The sequence below is a fragment of the Flintibacter sp. SJQ-8 genome (assembly GCF_054108085.1).
In genome coordinates this window covers 218,588-232,386 of record NZ_JBPJWR010000011.1, presented here as the reverse complement: position 1 = coordinate 232,386, position 13,799 = coordinate 218,588, and the positions used below count along the sequence as shown (strand labels likewise).

General features: G+C 61.7%; 21 protein-coding genes and 1 pseudogene. 4 read left to right on the top strand and 18 right to left on the bottom strand.

All coding sequences use genetic code 11. The features are described 5' to 3' along the window. Positions 1 to 69 precede the first annotated feature (69 nt). Positions 70 to 1,452: a DNA repair protein RadA gene (gene radA, locus ACSAMP_RS09365; protein WP_457800288.1), complete on the bottom strand. Its 1,383-nt coding sequence runs from the start codon at positions 1,450 to 1,452 to the stop codon at positions 70 to 72. Positions 1,453 to 1,694: 242 nt separating this feature from the next. Between radA and ACSAMP_RS09360 the strand changes: the two genes are divergently transcribed. Continuing rightward, positions 1,695 to 2,768: a radical SAM/SPASM domain-containing protein gene (locus ACSAMP_RS09360; RefSeq protein ID WP_457800287.1), complete on the top strand. Its 1,074-nt coding sequence runs from the start codon at positions 1,695 to 1,697 to the stop codon at positions 2,766 to 2,768. A gap of 23 nt (positions 2,769 to 2,791) precedes the next feature. Here ACSAMP_RS09360 and ACSAMP_RS09355 read toward each other — a convergent pair whose 3' ends face one another. Beyond that, a complete protein-coding gene (locus ACSAMP_RS09355) occupies positions 2,792 to 3,385 on the bottom strand; it encodes a TetR-like C-terminal domain-containing protein (protein WP_457800286.1) in 594 nt (197 codons plus the stop codon). Between the two features lie 133 nt (positions 3,386 to 3,518). Here ACSAMP_RS09355 and ACSAMP_RS09350 point away from each other — a divergent pair, with 133 nt between their 5' ends. Continuing rightward, complete coding sequence (locus tag ACSAMP_RS09350; protein WP_457800285.1) at positions 3,519 to 4,415, top strand: DegV family protein; 897 nt, start codon at positions 3,519 to 3,521, stop codon at positions 4,413 to 4,415. Between the two features lie 36 nt (positions 4,416 to 4,451). On the opposite strand, the gene ACSAMP_RS09345 is transcribed toward ACSAMP_RS09350, so the two are convergent. The 3 genes from ACSAMP_RS09345 to ACSAMP_RS09335 are packed head-to-tail and all read right to left on the bottom strand — an operon-like array spanning position 4,452 to position 5,963. After that, positions 4,452 to 4,898, bottom strand: a complete 447-nt coding sequence (locus ACSAMP_RS09345; protein WP_457800284.1) for a DUF2442 domain-containing protein — start codon at positions 4,896 to 4,898, stop codon at positions 4,452 to 4,454. A gap of 33 nt (positions 4,899 to 4,931) precedes the next feature. After that, positions 4,932 to 5,210 (bottom strand): DUF4160 domain-containing protein, encoded by a 279-nt coding sequence (locus ACSAMP_RS09340; protein WP_457800283.1) that lies wholly within the window; start codon positions 5,208 to 5,210, stop codon positions 4,932 to 4,934. Positions 5,211 to 5,261: 51 nt separating this feature from the next. Beyond that, complete coding sequence (locus ACSAMP_RS09335) at positions 5,262 to 5,963, bottom strand: N-acetylmuramoyl-L-alanine amidase (RefSeq protein WP_457800282.1); 702 nt, start codon at positions 5,961 to 5,963, stop codon at positions 5,262 to 5,264. Between the two features lie 133 nt (positions 5,964 to 6,096). Between ACSAMP_RS09335 and ACSAMP_RS09330 the strand changes: the two genes are divergently transcribed. Then, complete coding sequence (locus ACSAMP_RS09330) at positions 6,097 to 6,558, top strand: spore coat protein CotJB (RefSeq protein ID WP_441795637.1); 462 nt, start codon at positions 6,097 to 6,099, stop codon at positions 6,556 to 6,558. A 3-nt stretch (positions 6,559 to 6,561) separates the two neighbouring features. Next, positions 6,562 to 6,759, top strand: a pseudogene (locus ACSAMP_RS09325) (manganese catalase family protein); the annotation flags it as partial. 118 nt (positions 6,760 to 6,877) lie between these two features. Here the strand turns inward: ACSAMP_RS09325 and ACSAMP_RS09320 are convergent. From ACSAMP_RS09320 to ACSAMP_RS09260, 13 genes are all read right to left on the bottom strand, one after another. Further along, a complete protein-coding gene (locus ACSAMP_RS09320; RefSeq protein WP_457800281.1) occupies positions 6,878 to 7,648 on the bottom strand; it encodes a peptidoglycan recognition protein family protein in 771 nt (256 codons plus the stop codon). After that, positions 7,645 to 7,893: a hypothetical protein gene (locus tag ACSAMP_RS09315; RefSeq protein WP_457800280.1), complete on the bottom strand. Its 249-nt coding sequence runs from the start codon at positions 7,891 to 7,893 to the stop codon at positions 7,645 to 7,647. The genes ACSAMP_RS09320 and ACSAMP_RS09315 overlap by 4 nt, the downstream gene beginning before the upstream one ends. An 83-nt stretch (positions 7,894 to 7,976) precedes the next feature. Beyond that, positions 7,977 to 8,255, bottom strand: coding sequence for a phage holin family protein (locus ACSAMP_RS09310; RefSeq protein ID WP_457800279.1), 279 nt, complete (start codon positions 8,253 to 8,255; stop codon positions 7,977 to 7,979). 5 nt (positions 8,256 to 8,260) lie between these two features. Beyond that, positions 8,261 to 8,572: a hypothetical protein gene (locus ACSAMP_RS09305; protein ID WP_457800278.1), complete on the bottom strand. Its 312-nt coding sequence runs from the start codon at positions 8,570 to 8,572 to the stop codon at positions 8,261 to 8,263. 64 nt (positions 8,573 to 8,636) lie between these two features. Then, positions 8,637 to 8,768 carry an XkdX family protein gene (locus tag ACSAMP_RS09300; protein WP_457800277.1) on the bottom strand — a complete coding sequence of 44 codons (132 nt, stop codon included), beginning with the start codon at positions 8,766 to 8,768 and terminating at the stop codon, positions 8,637 to 8,639. Continuing rightward, the gene (locus tag ACSAMP_RS09295) at positions 8,765 to 9,148 is read right to left on the bottom strand and encodes a hypothetical protein (protein WP_457800276.1); all 384 of its coding nucleotides are present in this window, start codon (positions 9,146 to 9,148) and stop codon (positions 8,765 to 8,767) included. Before ACSAMP_RS09295 ends, ACSAMP_RS09300 begins: the two co-directional genes overlap by 4 nt. A 12-nt stretch (positions 9,149 to 9,160) precedes the next feature. Continuing rightward, a complete protein-coding gene (locus ACSAMP_RS09290) occupies positions 9,161 to 9,976 on the bottom strand; it encodes a DUF6273 domain-containing protein (RefSeq protein WP_457800275.1) in 816 nt (271 codons plus the stop codon). 12 nt (positions 9,977 to 9,988) lie between these two features. Beyond that, a complete protein-coding gene (locus ACSAMP_RS09285) occupies positions 9,989 to 10,504 on the bottom strand; it encodes a hypothetical protein (RefSeq protein WP_457800274.1) in 516 nt (171 codons plus the stop codon). Next, positions 10,501 to 11,040 (bottom strand): putative phage tail protein, encoded by a 540-nt coding sequence (locus ACSAMP_RS09280; protein ID WP_457800273.1) that lies wholly within the window; start codon positions 11,038 to 11,040, stop codon positions 10,501 to 10,503. Before ACSAMP_RS09280 ends, ACSAMP_RS09285 begins: the two co-directional genes overlap by 4 nt. Further along, on the bottom strand, positions 11,037 to 12,128 hold the full coding sequence (locus ACSAMP_RS09275) for a baseplate J/gp47 family protein (protein ID WP_457800272.1): 1,092 nt from the start codon (positions 12,126 to 12,128) through the stop codon (positions 11,037 to 11,039). Before ACSAMP_RS09275 ends, ACSAMP_RS09280 begins: the two co-directional genes overlap by 4 nt. Next, a complete protein-coding gene (locus ACSAMP_RS09270) occupies positions 12,121 to 12,543 on the bottom strand; it encodes a DUF2634 domain-containing protein (RefSeq protein WP_238043603.1) in 423 nt (140 codons plus the stop codon). The genes ACSAMP_RS09275 and ACSAMP_RS09270 overlap by 8 nt, the downstream gene beginning before the upstream one ends. After that, positions 12,540 to 12,785 (bottom strand): hypothetical protein, encoded by a 246-nt coding sequence (locus ACSAMP_RS09265; protein ID WP_457800271.1) that lies wholly within the window; start codon positions 12,783 to 12,785, stop codon positions 12,540 to 12,542. The genes ACSAMP_RS09270 and ACSAMP_RS09265 overlap by 4 nt, the downstream gene beginning before the upstream one ends. A gap of 24 nt (positions 12,786 to 12,809) precedes the next feature. Beyond that, the gene (locus ACSAMP_RS09260) at positions 12,810 to 13,796 is read right to left on the bottom strand and encodes an XkdQ/YqbQ family protein (protein WP_457800270.1); all 987 of its coding nucleotides are present in this window, start codon (positions 13,794 to 13,796) and stop codon (positions 12,810 to 12,812) included. Positions 13,797 to 13,799: the final 3 nt, after the last annotated feature.

Genomic DNA, 13,799 nt, shown 5'->3' with positions numbered 1-13,799 from the left:
CCTTTCACAAGGGGGCCTATTTTTCTTGTCATTGCGAGGAGGGCGAAGCCCGACGTGGCAATCCGTCTTTTATAGCAGTGCCGCCAAAGCCTCCCGGATGTTGGCCACCCGGATCAGCTCCAGCCCCTCGGGCACCGTCAGCTTGCCCTGGGTGCGCTTGGGCACCAGGCACTTGGTAAAGCCCAGCCGCCGCACCTCCGCCAGCCGCTGGCCCAGGGCGCTCACCGCCCGCAGTTCCCCCGTCAGACCCACCTCTCCGATGGCGGTAAGGTCGTGGGGCACGGGCTTGTCCCGAAAGCTGCTGGCCATGGCCAGAATGGCGGCCAGGTCGGCGGCGGGTTCCTCCAGGTCCAGGCCGCCGATGACGTTCATATAGGCGTCGCAGTTGCTCAGCATCAGCCCGCCCCGCTTCTCCAGCACCGCCAGCAGCAGCGCCGCCCGGTTATAGTCGATGCCGTTGCTCACCCGCCGGGGGTTGCCCAGGCTGCTGGGCACCACCAGGGCCTGGATCTCCGCCAGCACCGGGCGCACCCCCTCCATCACGCAGGTGACGCAGGTGCCCGGGGCGTCGGCGGGCCGCCCGCTGAGCAGGGCCTCGGACGGATTGGGCACCTCGGACAGGCCGCAGTCCTCCATCTCGAACACGCCGATCTCGTTGGTGGCCCCAAAGCGGTTTTTGGCTGCCCGGAGGATACGATAGGCCATGTGCCGCTCCCCCTCAAAATAGAGGACGCAGTCCACCATGTGCTCCAGCACCTTGGGTCCGGCGATGGAACCCTCTTTATTCACGTGGCCGATGACGAAGACGGTGACGCCCTCCCCCTTGGCCAGCTGCATCAGGGTCATGGTACACTCCTTCACCTGGCTCACACTGCCGGGGGAGGCACCCACGTCCCCGTTGTACATGGTCTGGATCGAATCTACAATGAGCACGTCGGGCCGCATGGCGTGGACGGCGTCCACCAGATTTTCTAAATTGGTCTCGGCCAGGAGGTACAGGCCCTCCCCCTGGACCTTCAGGCGCTCGGCCCGCAGCTTGATCTGCCGCTCCGACTCCTCGCCGGAGACATACAGCACCTTGGCAAACCGGCACAGGCTGTCACAAATTTGCAGCATCAGGGTGGACTTGCCGATGCCCGGCGCGCCGCCCACCAGCACCAACGAACCTTTCACCGCGCCGCCGCCCAGCACCCGGTCCAGTTCGCCCATGCCGGTCTGAAAGCGCAGCTCGTCGGTGGTCTCCACGTCGGCCATGGCCCGGGGGCGGTTCAGGGCCACCCCGGTGTCAGAGCCTCGGGCCACGGCATAGCCCGTCTTCCGGCTCTTGGCCGCAGGCTTCTCCGCCGGGCGCTCCTCCATGGTGTTCCAGGCCCCGCAGGCCGGACAGCGGCCCATCCACTTGGGCGTCTCGTTGCCGCAGTCGGTACAGTAAAACAGCGTCTTTGCCTTCATGTTTCCGCTCCTAGTCTGATACATTTGTTTCTATTGTAGCAGGATTCTCCCTCTCCCGCAAGAGGGCGAAAACCCTTTTCTCCCACCTGATTTTTTAGGCAAACAGGGCCGAAATGTCTGAAATCGAACACTTCGGCCCTGTTTGTCTATCGCCAAACCACACTGTTTTTCTTAAAATAGTGACAATACTACTTTTCAGCCCGAAGGCGCCACGGGAGGGAGACAGAAAGGAAAACCAGGGTATGAACGTAGCAGACACCATAAAAAAATTTGGCCTGGAGCAGGCCTTTGACTATCTCTATCGAGACCCGGAGCGCAATTTGCTGAAGATCATGGACTGGGCAGACCGCTTTGACAACGGAGATTTCGCCGTTCAACGCAAGGTCATCCGCCAGGCCATCGAGGACCCCAGCCACCCCTATCACCAGTATATCCTCCATATCGTCCAGGACGTGGACCCGGAGGTCATGAAGACCGTCGCCGTCAACCTGTTTATCAACGCCAGCATGATCGGCTGGCGCAAGCAGGAGGTCTGTCGGGCCCAGTATCAGTGCAACATCCCGTGGGCCATTCTTCTGGACCCCACCTCCGCCTGCAACCTCCATTGCACCGGCTGCTGGGCGGCGGAATACGGCAACAGGCTGAACCTGACCTTCGACGAGATAGACCGCATCATCCGCCAGGGCAAAGAGCTGGGCGTGTATATGTACATCTACACCGGCGGAGAGCCTTTGGTCCGCAAGGACGACCTGATTCGCCTGTGCGAAAAACACAGCGACTGCGTCTTTCTGTGCTTCACCAATGGTACGCTCATCGACGAATCTTTTGCCGACGAGATGCTGCCCTCCCCCTGGCAGCGCGAGGCGGTCTATCGCCGCATCCGTCGGCTGCGGGCGGAAAAGCCGCTGTTCGCCATGGATTTTCAAAATGACGCGGAATATATGGGCGGCTGCATCGCAGGCGGAAAGCGCTATCTGCACATCAACGCCAACGGCGACGTGGACCCCTGTGTGTTCGTCCACTATTCCAACGCCAACATCCGCAGCTGCACCCTGCTGGAGGCACTGCAAAGCCCCATTTTTATGGCCTATTACCACAACATGCCCTTTAACGAAAACATGCTCCAGCCCTGCCCCATGCTGGAAAACCCGGAGCGGCTGCGAAAGATGGTCCTGGACAGCGAAGCCCACTCCACCGACCCCCAGTCCCCGGAGTCAGCAGACCACCTGTGCGGCAAGTGCGACGCCTACGCCAGGCACTGGGCCCCGGAGGCCCAGCGGCTGTGGGCGGAGCGGAAGCAGGAATTGGGCCTTTAACCGAATATGCAGAACGCCGCAGGTCACTGCGGCGTTTCCTGCTGTTCTGCTTTGCCCTCCCGGGCCCGCTGGGCGGCCAGGCGGATGGCCCGCTCCCCTGCTCCGTCCATCAGCAGGCATAGCCGCTCTAGGGCGGCTTTCAGGTCATATTTTAAGCCCGCGTCCAGCCAGTCTAACAGGCAGCCCACCACGGTACACTTATAATAGCGGTTCAGCACCGCCTCGTCCTCGCTGAGGATGGGGGCGTCCTTCAGGGCGTTGTCAAAATACTCGTCCACCATCCGCTGGGCCAGCCGGTCCAGATACTGCTCAAACAGCTCCCGGGGCACGGCCCGATACACGTGGAGCACCGCCTGCCGGTGGGCCAGGCCATACTCCAGGGCGGGTTCGATGCAGTCCATGGGGCGGCCCAGGGCACAGTGCTCCCGGATGATGCCGTCCACCTGGGTCTCCATCATCTCCCGCAGCAGGGACGGGATATCCTGAAAGTGATAATAAAAGGTGTTCCGATTGACGTCACAGCGGTCCACGATGTCCTTCACTGTGATCTTGTTCATGGGCCGCTCCTCCAGCAGCTGCGCAAAGGCGGCCATGATCGCATGTCTTGTCCGTCGCATTTGATTCCTCTGTTTTCCGTTCGGATTTCGTTCAGGTTCTTGGTGGGATTATAACAAACTTTCTTCCGCCAGACAAGCAAAACCATTTTCCGCCACAGCGGCCACTACCAACAGGATAAGGAGCGTTTACACCATGAAACCAGCCATCGTCACCGACAGCAACAGCGGCATCACCCAGGCCCAGGCCCGGGAGCTGGGCATTTTTGTCCTGCCCATGCCCGTCATCATCGACGGCACCGTCTATTATGAGGACGTGGACCTGACGGCCCATCAGTTCTTCCAGGCCCTGGACCGGCGGCAGACCGTCACCACCTCTCAGCCCGCCCCGGACGACGTGACCTCTCTGTGGGACCGGGTGCTGGCCAGCCACGACCAGCTGGTCTATATCCCCATGTCCAGCGGTCTGTCCTCTTCCTGTGCCGCAGCCGCCGCCCTGGCGGAAGACTATGAGGGCCGGGTGTCCGTGGTCAATAACCACCGCATCTCCGAGACTCAGCGCAGCGCCATTTTAGACGCCCTGGCCCTGGCCGAGGCGGGCTGCACTGGGGCGGAGATCCGGCAGGAGCTGGAGCAGAGCGCCCTGGACTCGGTAATCTACATCGGCGTGGAGACGCTGGAATACCTCCGCCGGGGCGGGCGGGTCACCCCTGCCGCCGCAGCCATCGGCTCTGTCTTGCAGATCAGGCCCGTCCTGCGCATCGATGGGGAGCGGCTGGACGCCTTTGCCAAGGTCCGTGGCTCCGCCGCCTGTCAGAAGCGGCTGCTGTCCGCCCTGGCCGACTCGGCGGCGGAGTACGCCGCCAAGTGGGACGACATCGACGTGGCCGCCGCCTCCAGCTGCGTGGACCCGGCGCAGAATCAGCTCTGGCACCAGACGGCCCAGGATGCCTTCCCCGATTACCCCGTCGGCTACAGCCCCCTGGCCTTCTCCATCAGCAGCCACGTGGGCCCCAACGCCCGAGGCCTGGCCGTCACCCGCAGGTTGGCAAGGACGAAGGCGGAGCTAGAGCAGCGGGCAGCGGGAAAATAAGAAAAACCGCCCCGAATCGGGGCGGCGAAGCGTTGTTCAGACTGAGCTGCTCTGCGGAAGCGGCCCATATTCCCGTTCCATGGCGGCACGGGTAATGACCCACTGCTTTCCGTATTTCTGCGCGTCAAGCCCGGGGACCAGCTTTCGGTAAGAGATGGCCTTGCGCAGGGTGCTTTCATTCAGCGCCCAGAGAGCGGTAGCATCCGCGAAGGACAGAAACCCATCAAAGGGTGAAGCCGCCGGGGTGCCATTCTCCCAGAGCTCGGAAGCGTCCAGGTCGATGTCGTCATTCCAGGAGATACCATAGCCGCCGGGGTCTACGCTGACCTGCTCGAAAAGCCCTGGGACATCCCGCAGAGGGGAGAACACAGGCATTTCGTCAAACAGCGGGGCCACGTCATAGTTTTTGGAGGTCCCGTCGGTAAAGTGCGCCAGCAGCCTGAAATCAGGCAGGGGGGTCACGGACTGGATTTTGTGGAACATAGCAGACTCTCCTTTCTGCGCTCTGCGCCCCGCTCACTGGAGCGGGGGCAGATGTCTGAAATTCTGGGAGGACCACATCTCTAAAAGCTCGTCCCGGTGAATCGTGGCCCACTCCATGGCCATGGCAAGGCCCTTACCGGGAAGATCGCCCTCCATCAGCGTGAGCGTTTGAAGGTCGATGACGGCATTATATTCTCCGTACAGGATATGGATATGCGGCGGATTGTACTCTTTGCCAAGCAAGTACATTTTGACCGTAAGGCCATAGAACCGAGTGATAAACAGAATATCACGATACCGTGAAAAAGTCAAGAGAGAACACTCTGTTATCTGCGGGCAACAAAAATGACCGACATAAGTCGGTCACGAAGTATGTGTCAACCACACCGCTGCCGTCACTGCCGCCAGCTTCTTTTGATAATCCCCGTCCCGCAGGCGGGCCTCCTCCTCTGGGTTGGTAAGGAAACCGCACTCCAGCAGCACCGCCCGGCAATTCACATGGTTCATCAGGTAGACGGTGTCGGGCACGCTCTTGCACTCCCGGTGGTTGTTCGGCTGCAAGTCCTCCCGCAGGGCCGTTTGCAGCGCCTGGGCCAGTTCTTGGGAACCCTCTGTTTTGGCGTAAAAGGCCTGGCTACCCCAATATTTGCCCTCTGGGTAGGAATTCTGGTGGATGCTCAGCAGGGTCGCGTTTGGAATATGGTTCACCGCCTCCGTCCTGTTTTTCAGGTCGGAGGTCTTCTTTTCCCTGGGACTCACCGCCCCGGGGCTGTGCAGGGACATGTCCGTCTCCCGCAGCAGCACCGGGTCGGTGCCGTAAAAGGCCAGTAGGTCCCGCAGCCGCAGGACTACTTCTAAATTGATGTCGCTCTCCCTGGCCCCGGTGACGGACACCGCGCCGCCGTCCTCTCCCCCGTGGCCCGCGTCCAGGATCAGGGTCTCCTCCGCCGGGACGACGGTTTTAGACGCCGGGAGCGTCCTCCCCAGCAAACACCGCCCCGCCAGAAACATGAGAAAAACGGCCAGCCCCACCCAGGCCGCCGCCCAAACTATCGTGCGCTTCAAGCCCACCACCTCCGCCCTATCCTATGGGCGCGCTCCCCGGACTATGCCGGAAGTGACGCCCGCCCTCCGGCGGCATAGACTGATGTGAGGGACCTGTCAGCGTCCCTTATATTCCATGGAGGAGGGATCTTCTTTGAACACGCCCAACGGCAGCGCCTGCCCGCTGCCCCACTGCCCCGATCACTATGGCACCATGCCGTCCTGCGCCGGACTGGCCGTGCCTTATGTTCCCTTTCAGCAGGAGAACCCCAAGCAATATGCCCAGGACCAGGCCCTCAGCGCCGGGACGCTCTTCCCCGGCCTGAACCTGCCCTTCCACCTGAAGACGGAGAACAGCACCCTGCCGGACACCCCCATGGCCCAGCTTCAGGCCCTGGAGTTCGTGGTGCTGGAGCTTGGCATCTATCTGGACACCCATCCCCAGGACACCGAGGCTCTGGCCCTGTTCCGCCAGTACACCGCCATGGAGAAGGCGGCCCGGGCGGCCTATGAGGACCGCTTCGGCCCCCTGACCCAGTCCGCCGCCGGCGGCGACAGCTATCGCTGGCTCCAGGAGCCCTGGCCCTGGTGCTATGAGCAGAATGAGGTGAACTAAGACATGTTTTTTTATGAGAAGAAGCTCCAGTTCCCCGTGAAGATCGCCACACCCAACCCCAAGCTGGCAGCCTTTATCATCAGCCAATACGGTGGCCCCGATGGGGAGCTTGGCGCCTCCATGCGCTACCTCTCCCAGCGCTATACCATGCCCTACGCCGAGGCCAAGGGCGTGCTGACGGATATTGGGGTGGAAGAATTAGCCCCTTCAAGATACCTGTATCTCACCACGTCCCTATTCTCAGCATCTCCCAACAAAAAACGCCTCCCCCGTCGTCCACGTCAAACTTCGGAGGAGGCGTTTTCACGTCTCATTCAGTTTACTTTTTCCCGGCGGCCACCATAAGGGCAACCTCTTCCCTGGTAGCAAACCCTCGGGGCCTGGTGCCGTCGGTGATGCCGGCGGCTTTGGCCTGTTTCAGCTTCTCTGCCGCCCAGTCGCTGGCGGGCAGCTTGTCCCGCGCCGCCTGGGCGGCGGCCAGCTCCTCCCGGACGATGGCCCGCACCTGCTGCTCTGTCAAATCGTGTTCGCCTCCCCGTAATTTGGCCGCCACAGCGGCCCGAAAATCGTCCATGTCCACGCCGAATTTTTTCCACCAGTGCATCACGTCCGCGTGGTTGGACGCGATGCCCCGCCGATAGCCCTCGCTGTGGCACAGCACCACCCCATCGGCCAGGGGGTCCAGCCTGAACCGCCGACACAAGTAAGCCGTCAGGTCTACGGCGGCCTGATACGTGGCATGAAAATAGGCCCTGTCGGTCAGGCCGTCCTCACAGATCTCAAAGGAGATGTGGGTGTCGTTTCCAGACCGCCCGCAGTGCCAGCTACGCATGGTCCAGGGCAGGGTCTGGTAGACGGCTACGCTTCCGTCCGCGGTTTTGCCGATCATGGCGTGGACGCAGGCCCCCACGCCGCCCTGGTTCCAGTGCCGGGAGGACGGCTCCCCCAGCCGCCCATCATCCGGGGCGACATACCGCCGCAGCCAGGGGTTGGCGGCCCCCGTGGAGTGTACCATCACCCCACGGGGCCGGATATGCTCCCCCTTGATGTAACAGCTGTTGTGGACCAGCAGTTGGGTGTACAGCCTCACCGGGCGGCCTCGACATCCTCGGTATAGAGGACCTCGGCCACCGCCTCAAAGGCCGCCTTGCCCTTGCGGAAAGCCACCGCCAGGGCCTTGCCGTGGCGGCCCACGAACTCCCGCATGGCCTTGGCCTCCTCATGGCTCACGGTGTTGGGGTGCTCGGCCTGGAACTTAGCCATGGAAACGGTCAGGTCCTCGCCCTCGGTCTCGTGATTCAGCTTATAGATGCCGTACAGAATGTTGGTGTTCATATTTTCGTCCTTTCCGCGCATTTCTTGCGCATTCGCGTGTGTTTTTCGTGTGTTTCCGTGCGTTTCCGTGCGTTTTGCGTGTGTTACTTACTCAGCTGCTTCGCCATCTGATTGATGCCGGTGGCCGCAAGGCCGCTGACAATGCCGACTGCCAGCGCGGTAACGGGGTCCGCCGCCGGGAAATCCGGCAGCCCCAGATACAGCCCGACCAGCCCCAGCACAGCCCCGGCCACGCCGCAGCAGATAGGGATGTACTTATCATTCAGGCCGCTGGCCTTGACGATCAACCCCACCAGGTAGCAAATTACGGTGATGGCCGCCACGCTGGCAATGCCCACGTTGGCGATCCCGATGTTCTCCATGTTTTTCACCTCCCTTCATTGCGGATGGGCAGCTTCTCCACCGCCGCCATGGCGGTGTCCAGATGCCCGTTGCCCCCCAGGGCCTTATAGGCCCGGTGCATGTCCTGCAAATTCTCTTTGTCCTCCAGGCTGATATCGCCGTCCCGGATATAGCACTGGGCCAGATACCGCACCCGGTCCACCGTCAGCACCTTCAGCCCGTTCAAGATTGCGCTCTGCTTGTCCTCTTTGGCCCACCGGCGCTGCAGCACGGCCAAAATCAACGCCGTCAGGCCGGAGGACCCCATACAAGCCGTCACGATCTCCCCCAAACTCATCTCATCACCCCCCTTGCATTTCTCCCGAAATCCGTTTATCCGCCGCCCACCCGGGCGGCATTTTTTATGCCTTGGTCTGGATGATCTCCAGATATTCCTCCCGGGTGATGATACCCGGCACCGCCGCCTCCACCTGCTCCTTAGTCAGCCGCCCGTGCTTGTACAGATTGCGGATCGCCTTTGCCTTATTGCTCACGCCGTTTCACCTCCCAGCAGCAGCTCCATGGCATCCTCCAGGTCTGTGGGCTTGCCCATTTTGATGCTCACCGTGCCGTCCCGGTTGTCGGTGATGGGGCCGGACATGGCAAACTCGCTGTTGTCCCACTCGCTGGTCTGCTCCTCCGTGACCGGGTTCCCAGCCTCGTCCAGCACAGGGGAGCCGTCCTCATTTCGCTTCTGGACCGTCTCCTTCATGACGATGCTCCATGGAGTACCGTCCTTGAAAAGCCCCACGATCTCGTCATAGGTCCCCTGCATGGTGATGGTCTTGGTCTCCCGGTTGTCCCAGGTGTAGTCCTGCATCTGGCCGTCAATGGTGGCCGGGTATAGGGTTCCGTTTACTTTCACATAGATCATGCTTGTCCTCCTTTATGTGATGATGTAATTGTCGTCGTTCAGTTTCACGTCATAGGGTAGGATGAATGCCGGTGAAAAAGATGCAACAATATATTTGCGCTCAATATACTTTTGCCCGTACCCGTTAATGCGATAGCTTTTTGAAACGTCGGACATAGAAACGGTCCTTGTCACATATGGTCCTTTTGTTTGATAATGATCCGTTCCGGCTGAAATTCTGTCAGCGTCCGTGTTGAAATAACTCAGTTTCGCTCCGTCTTTCGGGATGTCACTGTCAGGAGAGTATCCTAGTTCAATCAAAGACAGTGGAAATACAAACGCAGAAACGCCCTGAGACAGCGTTAAAACTTTCCCCTTCGAATTGTCTGCATATGGGACTTTTACACTCTTTATGAGAGATGCAAACGACGGTGTTGCGCTTTTTAACCGGTTGTACACCAATGTGTTGCAACAATAAAATGCTTCACTTTCGTCAAATTCCCGATTGTATCTATCAAATGAGTATGTAACGTCATCTCTCCCTCCGCTACTGAAAGAAAATCCCGACCGTTTTAACCAAACCCACACGCCGTTACAGCTTGCATCATACATAGACGGGTCTGGGTTTCCTTTATGAACGACAACAGCCTCGTAAATGGTGTTATTGATATTGATGTTAATGACCGTCCCAATAGGCATATTCCCCACCGTCTTCTGAAACGCAATATCATACCCCGTCCCGCTGACCAGCGTTTTCCCCTGCTTGATGGCATACCCCGTCCCGCCCACCAGGACCTTTCCGCCCTTCGCCTCATAGCCGGTTCCACCCACCAATAACTTGCTTCCCATGCGCTCACCGCCTTAACCGTAGGTCCAGTTGATCTGGCCGTTTGCGGTGGGGGTCGTGTCGGACGTATACAGCGCCTCGTTCCGCAGCACCGCCCCGGTGCTGCTCTGCCCGCTGGCATACTTAGCCTTGTTCACCGTCTGGCTGCCGATATTGCCGGTGGTAATAGCCGTGGAGGCATTCTGCTTGGCGGCCAGCAGACTATTGACCTCCGCCTCCGTATAATACCGGTCATCATGGGTGTGGCCGCTTGGGGCCGCCCCCACCTCCCCCGCCGCATAAACGGGCTTTTCGGGCTGCTTGGCCCAATCGTACACGTCCGAGGCGGGCAGCGACGTGGGAAAATCCGTGATGTCTTTCTTGGTGTGGGTGTGCTCTTTGGCTGGTGTGTCGTTCAGCTTTGCGATGATGTCGCTTTTCAGCTGTTCCAGCCAGCTGTCCAGCGCCTGAAAATTGTCGTTCAGGGCGGTGATATCGGCCCAGTCGCTGATTTCCGGCAGTTTCAGCTTCAGTTTTTCCGTCTCTTTCATTCCCACTTCTCCCCCTTCACTTGTCCCCAGGTGCGGCCCTTCAGCTCGCCCCAGGTGCGGGCCTTCGCCACGGCCCAGGTGTTGAACACCAGCACATAGTCCCACGCCAGATGGGCGGGCAATATCTCCCGCAGGGCCGCCGTCAGGTCGTCCATGTTGGGCGGCGTGCCGATGCTGCCCACAAATTTGATCTCAATGCGGTATCGGCTCGGGAACTCCGTCACCGCCACTGCGCCGTTGGAGAAGCTCTCCGCCACGTTCTGGATCATGGCCACTGTGGTCACGCCCGCCCCACGCAGCTTGGAGCGGATGCGGCTGCGGCGAAACTCCGGGGCCTTCTCCTCCTCCACGGCGATGCCCAGCGTCTCCTCCCAGTATTTCAGCCCCCAGGTGGCCGTGTCCAGCTGCAGCTGGTCCATCAGCCCGTCCCGGGCCTGCCACAGGGCCAGCACCTCCGGCTCCAGGGCCTGCTGCATGTCCGCAAATTCCCCGCTGCCCCGGTAAAAGTCCGGGTAGCGGGCCATCAGCGCCGTCATGTCACTGTCACCTCCGTCAGCACGGGCACCCCGTCCGCCGGGACGCTCACGTTTGCCGTGCCCCCGGCCACTGTCAGGGCCGTGTGGTCGATGACCCCCGGCACGCTCAGCAGCAGGGCGCTCACCCGGTTATAGCTCACCGTGTACCGCTGCCCCGCCACGTCGTCCAACTCGCCGTCCAGATTCCGGGTGAAGGCCGTCTTCACCAGTCCGGCCAGATAGGCCGCCAGGGCCGCCTGAAACGCCGTTTGGACTTTCCCCTTCGTGGTGGTCCCGTCAATGGAGACAGTTGCCGTCACAGCCAGTTCCACCCCCTGGGCCGCCGTCACCGTCACCTCCGCCCCCACCGGGCGCTGGTGCTCGATGTACGCCCCGCAGGCGGTGACTACCTCCTCCGGCGCGGGGCCGAAGTCCTGCCCGGCCAAGATCACCTTCACCGTCCCCGGCCCGTTCCACTTGGCGATGACCCGGGAGGCCCCCACCCCCTCCACGCTGTCCGCCCACTGCTGATAGTGATACGGGTTGCCCGAGGTGGCCGTCCGGCGCATCCGGGCCAGATAGCGCTCCAGCAGCGCCTCGTCGCTCTCCCGGTCCACGCCGCCGGTGGCGGCCTCGTTGGTATAGCTGTCAATGCCCGTGTAGTTGCGCAGGGTCTGGGTGATCTCCCCCGGCGCGATGTTGCCCTTTCGGCCCACTTCCTGGCAGACCAGCCGCCCCTCTCCCGTCCCGCCGGCCAGGATCACGGTCTCCTCCAGGGCAAAGGCCAGCCCCGCCTCCGTGTAAAAGGGCGTCCCGGCGGGGGCCTGGGCCCCGTCGCTGCCTGTGAACCGAATGACGCAGGCGGCCGCGCTCCCCTCCTTCCGGGCGATGCCCACCACCGCCGCCTGGCGGTCAATATAGGCCCCGCTGGTCTCGTCCAGATAGAAGGACGGCACCAGCGCGTCCATGCTGTGGTAGCACGCAGCGATCTCTGCCGCAGCGGCGGAGATCACGTCGTTGGTATAGCTCCCCTCCCGGGTCTGCAAGTTGGTGGTCAGCCGGTTCAGGATGTTCGTCTTGATCTGCTCCACCGTCAGCGCCTCATACATGCACTTCCACCTCTCCGTAAATGGTCTCCACCTGGCACGTCACGTCCAACCGGTCCCCCTGAAAGGAGACGGCCACCTGCCGCACCCCGGTGATGTAGGGATTGGGCTCTAAAGCCTCCCGGACATAGCGGGCGGCCTCGCTCTCCTTCACCTGGGCGGTAAAGGGCTGGCCCACCAGGTTCTCTGCCTCACAGCCAAAGTCCCAGGTATAGATGTCATAGCGGCACCGGGCCGTTTTCAGGGCCTTCCAGACCCACACCCGCACCGCCTCCGCCCCCGTCACCTCCACCGGCTCCCCGGCGGAGTAGATGGGCCGCTCCTGGATAAAATCCCAGGCCGTCTCCCGGCACAGGGGCAGGCTGTCTGTGGCCGTGGGCTCCGCCTCCGGCTGCACGGCGGGAAACAGCTCCATCATCCGCCCACCACCCTTCCGATGAGATAAAAGGTCTGGTCGTCCTCCGTCAGCAGCAGCACGCTGTCCCCGCTGGTCACGTTCACCGTCAGGGTAAAGCGGTCCGCCTCCTGCTCCTGGCCGCCCACGTTGACCCGCAAGGGGGCGGCGCTCACCACCCGGCCTCGGCGCAGGCGCAGGGAACTTCCCCCCTCCTCTCGGGCTGTCTGGCGCAAAACCTGATACATTCTGCCGTATCCGTCCATGGTCTCTCCCCCCCTGCTCTTTTATCACTTGGTGGGCACGCTGCCCGCCGTCTGTCTGTCCATCAAATTGCGGAACTCCAGCATCACCGTGGTCTGATACAGGCCCTTGCTCCAGCTGTGGCTGTCTGACTGCACCCAGAACAGCCCGTCCGTCCCCGTCACCGGCTCATGGACCACCACCGTGTTTCCCGTTTTCAGCTTGATGCTGCCCTGACACCGGGCGGTGATGGTGGTCTTTGGCCCGTTGTCCTCCAGAGTCTGCCGGGCCGTTTTGGCCGGGTCGTCCTTCTTGCCCGCCTTGATGGCCTGCTGCATCAGGCCATACAGCCCCCGCAGGCCCTCCGGGCTGTCATACACCGCCAGCTGCCGGGCCTCGTCGTCATACACGGCCACGGACGTCACCAAATTCTCTATGCTGTCCTCGCTGTCGCAGGAGATGAGGTTCGAGCCGGGGATCAGGCGGATGGTCTCCCAGCTGCGGGCCTTTTCCACCACCTCCAGCCGTTCCCCCCGAAAGCGCAGCTGATAGCGTTTTCCCGTCTGCTCCGCCGCCAGGGTATACATGGTCTGGATCACCTGATATAGGCTGCTGCCCATAAAGTTCCGGTCCAGGGGCACCCCCGTGGCCGCCAGAGTGCCGCAGGGGATGCCATAGTCCCGGCACAGCTGCCCCGTCACGCCCTCCGCCGTCTGGCGGCGGACCTTCCGATAGGTCTGGTTCCGCTTTAAGTAGATGCCCCGGTCAAAGGCCGTCACAGAAATGGTCTTGTCCAGTGTCCCCCGCCTCCGGGCGAACACAAAGCCGTCGAACAGCACCTCCGTCCCCATGGTCATCCGCACCCGGCCCCCCAGCTGGCTCAGCCCCTGGGGCAGCATAGAATAGGTCAGCCTGCGGGCGCAGTCGGTATAGCTCCCGCTCCAGGTCAGGTTGGCCACCAGGCCGGATATCTCCGCTTTCTCCTTCCCGTCCCGGCTCCAGGCCGTCAGCACCACCCGGTCCAAAAATGCCATCGT

Coding starts and splice junctions, on each gene's coding strand:
- ACSAMP_RS09350 (WP_457800285.1), top strand. CDS start 3,519: ATGAAACCAGCCATCGTCACCGACAGCAACAGCGGCATCACCCAGGCC.
- ACSAMP_RS09270 (WP_238043603.1), bottom strand. CDS start 12,543: ATGATGGAGCTGTTTCCCGCCGTGCAGCCGGAGGCGGAGCCCACGGCC.
- ACSAMP_RS09310 (WP_457800279.1), bottom strand. CDS start 8,255: ATGGAGAACATCGGGATCGCCAACGTGGGCATTGCCAGCGTGGCGGCC.
- ACSAMP_RS09360 (WP_457800287.1), top strand. CDS start 1,695: ATGAACGTAGCAGACACCATAAAAAAATTTGGCCTGGAGCAGGCCTTT.
- ACSAMP_RS09285 (WP_457800274.1), bottom strand. CDS start 10,504: ATGAAAGAGACGGAAAAACTGAAGCTGAAACTGCCGGAAATCAGCGAC.
- ACSAMP_RS09265 (WP_457800271.1), bottom strand. CDS start 12,785: ATGGACGGATACGGCAGAATGTATCAGGTTTTGCGCCAGACAGCCCGA.
- ACSAMP_RS09260 (WP_457800270.1), bottom strand. CDS start 13,796: ATGGCATTTTTGGACCGGGTGGTGCTGACGGCCTGGAGCCGGGACGGG.
- ACSAMP_RS09305 (WP_457800278.1), bottom strand. CDS start 8,572: ATGAGTTTGGGGGAGATCGTGACGGCTTGTATGGGGTCCTCCGGCCTG.
- ACSAMP_RS09280 (WP_457800273.1), bottom strand. CDS start 11,040: ATGACGGCGCTGATGGCCCGCTACCCGGACTTTTACCGGGGCAGCGGG.
- radA (WP_457800288.1), bottom strand. CDS start 1,452: ATGAAGGCAAAGACGCTGTTTTACTGTACCGACTGCGGCAACGAGACG.
- ACSAMP_RS09315 (WP_457800280.1), bottom strand. CDS start 7,893: ATGAACACCAACATTCTGTACGGCATCTATAAGCTGAATCACGAGACC.
- ACSAMP_RS09345 (WP_457800284.1), bottom strand. CDS start 4,898: ATGTTCCACAAAATCCAGTCCGTGACCCCCCTGCCTGATTTCAGGCTG.
- ACSAMP_RS09275 (WP_457800272.1), bottom strand. CDS start 12,128: ATGTATGAGGCGCTGACGGTGGAGCAGATCAAGACGAACATCCTGAAC.
- ACSAMP_RS09295 (WP_457800276.1), bottom strand. CDS start 9,148: ATGATCTATGTGAAAGTAAACGGAACCCTATACCCGGCCACCATTGAC.
- ACSAMP_RS09290 (WP_457800275.1), bottom strand. CDS start 9,976: ATGGGAAGCAAGTTATTGGTGGGTGGAACCGGCTATGAGGCGAAGGGC.
- ACSAMP_RS09355 (WP_457800286.1), bottom strand. CDS start 3,385: ATGCGACGGACAAGACATGCGATCATGGCCGCCTTTGCGCAGCTGCTG.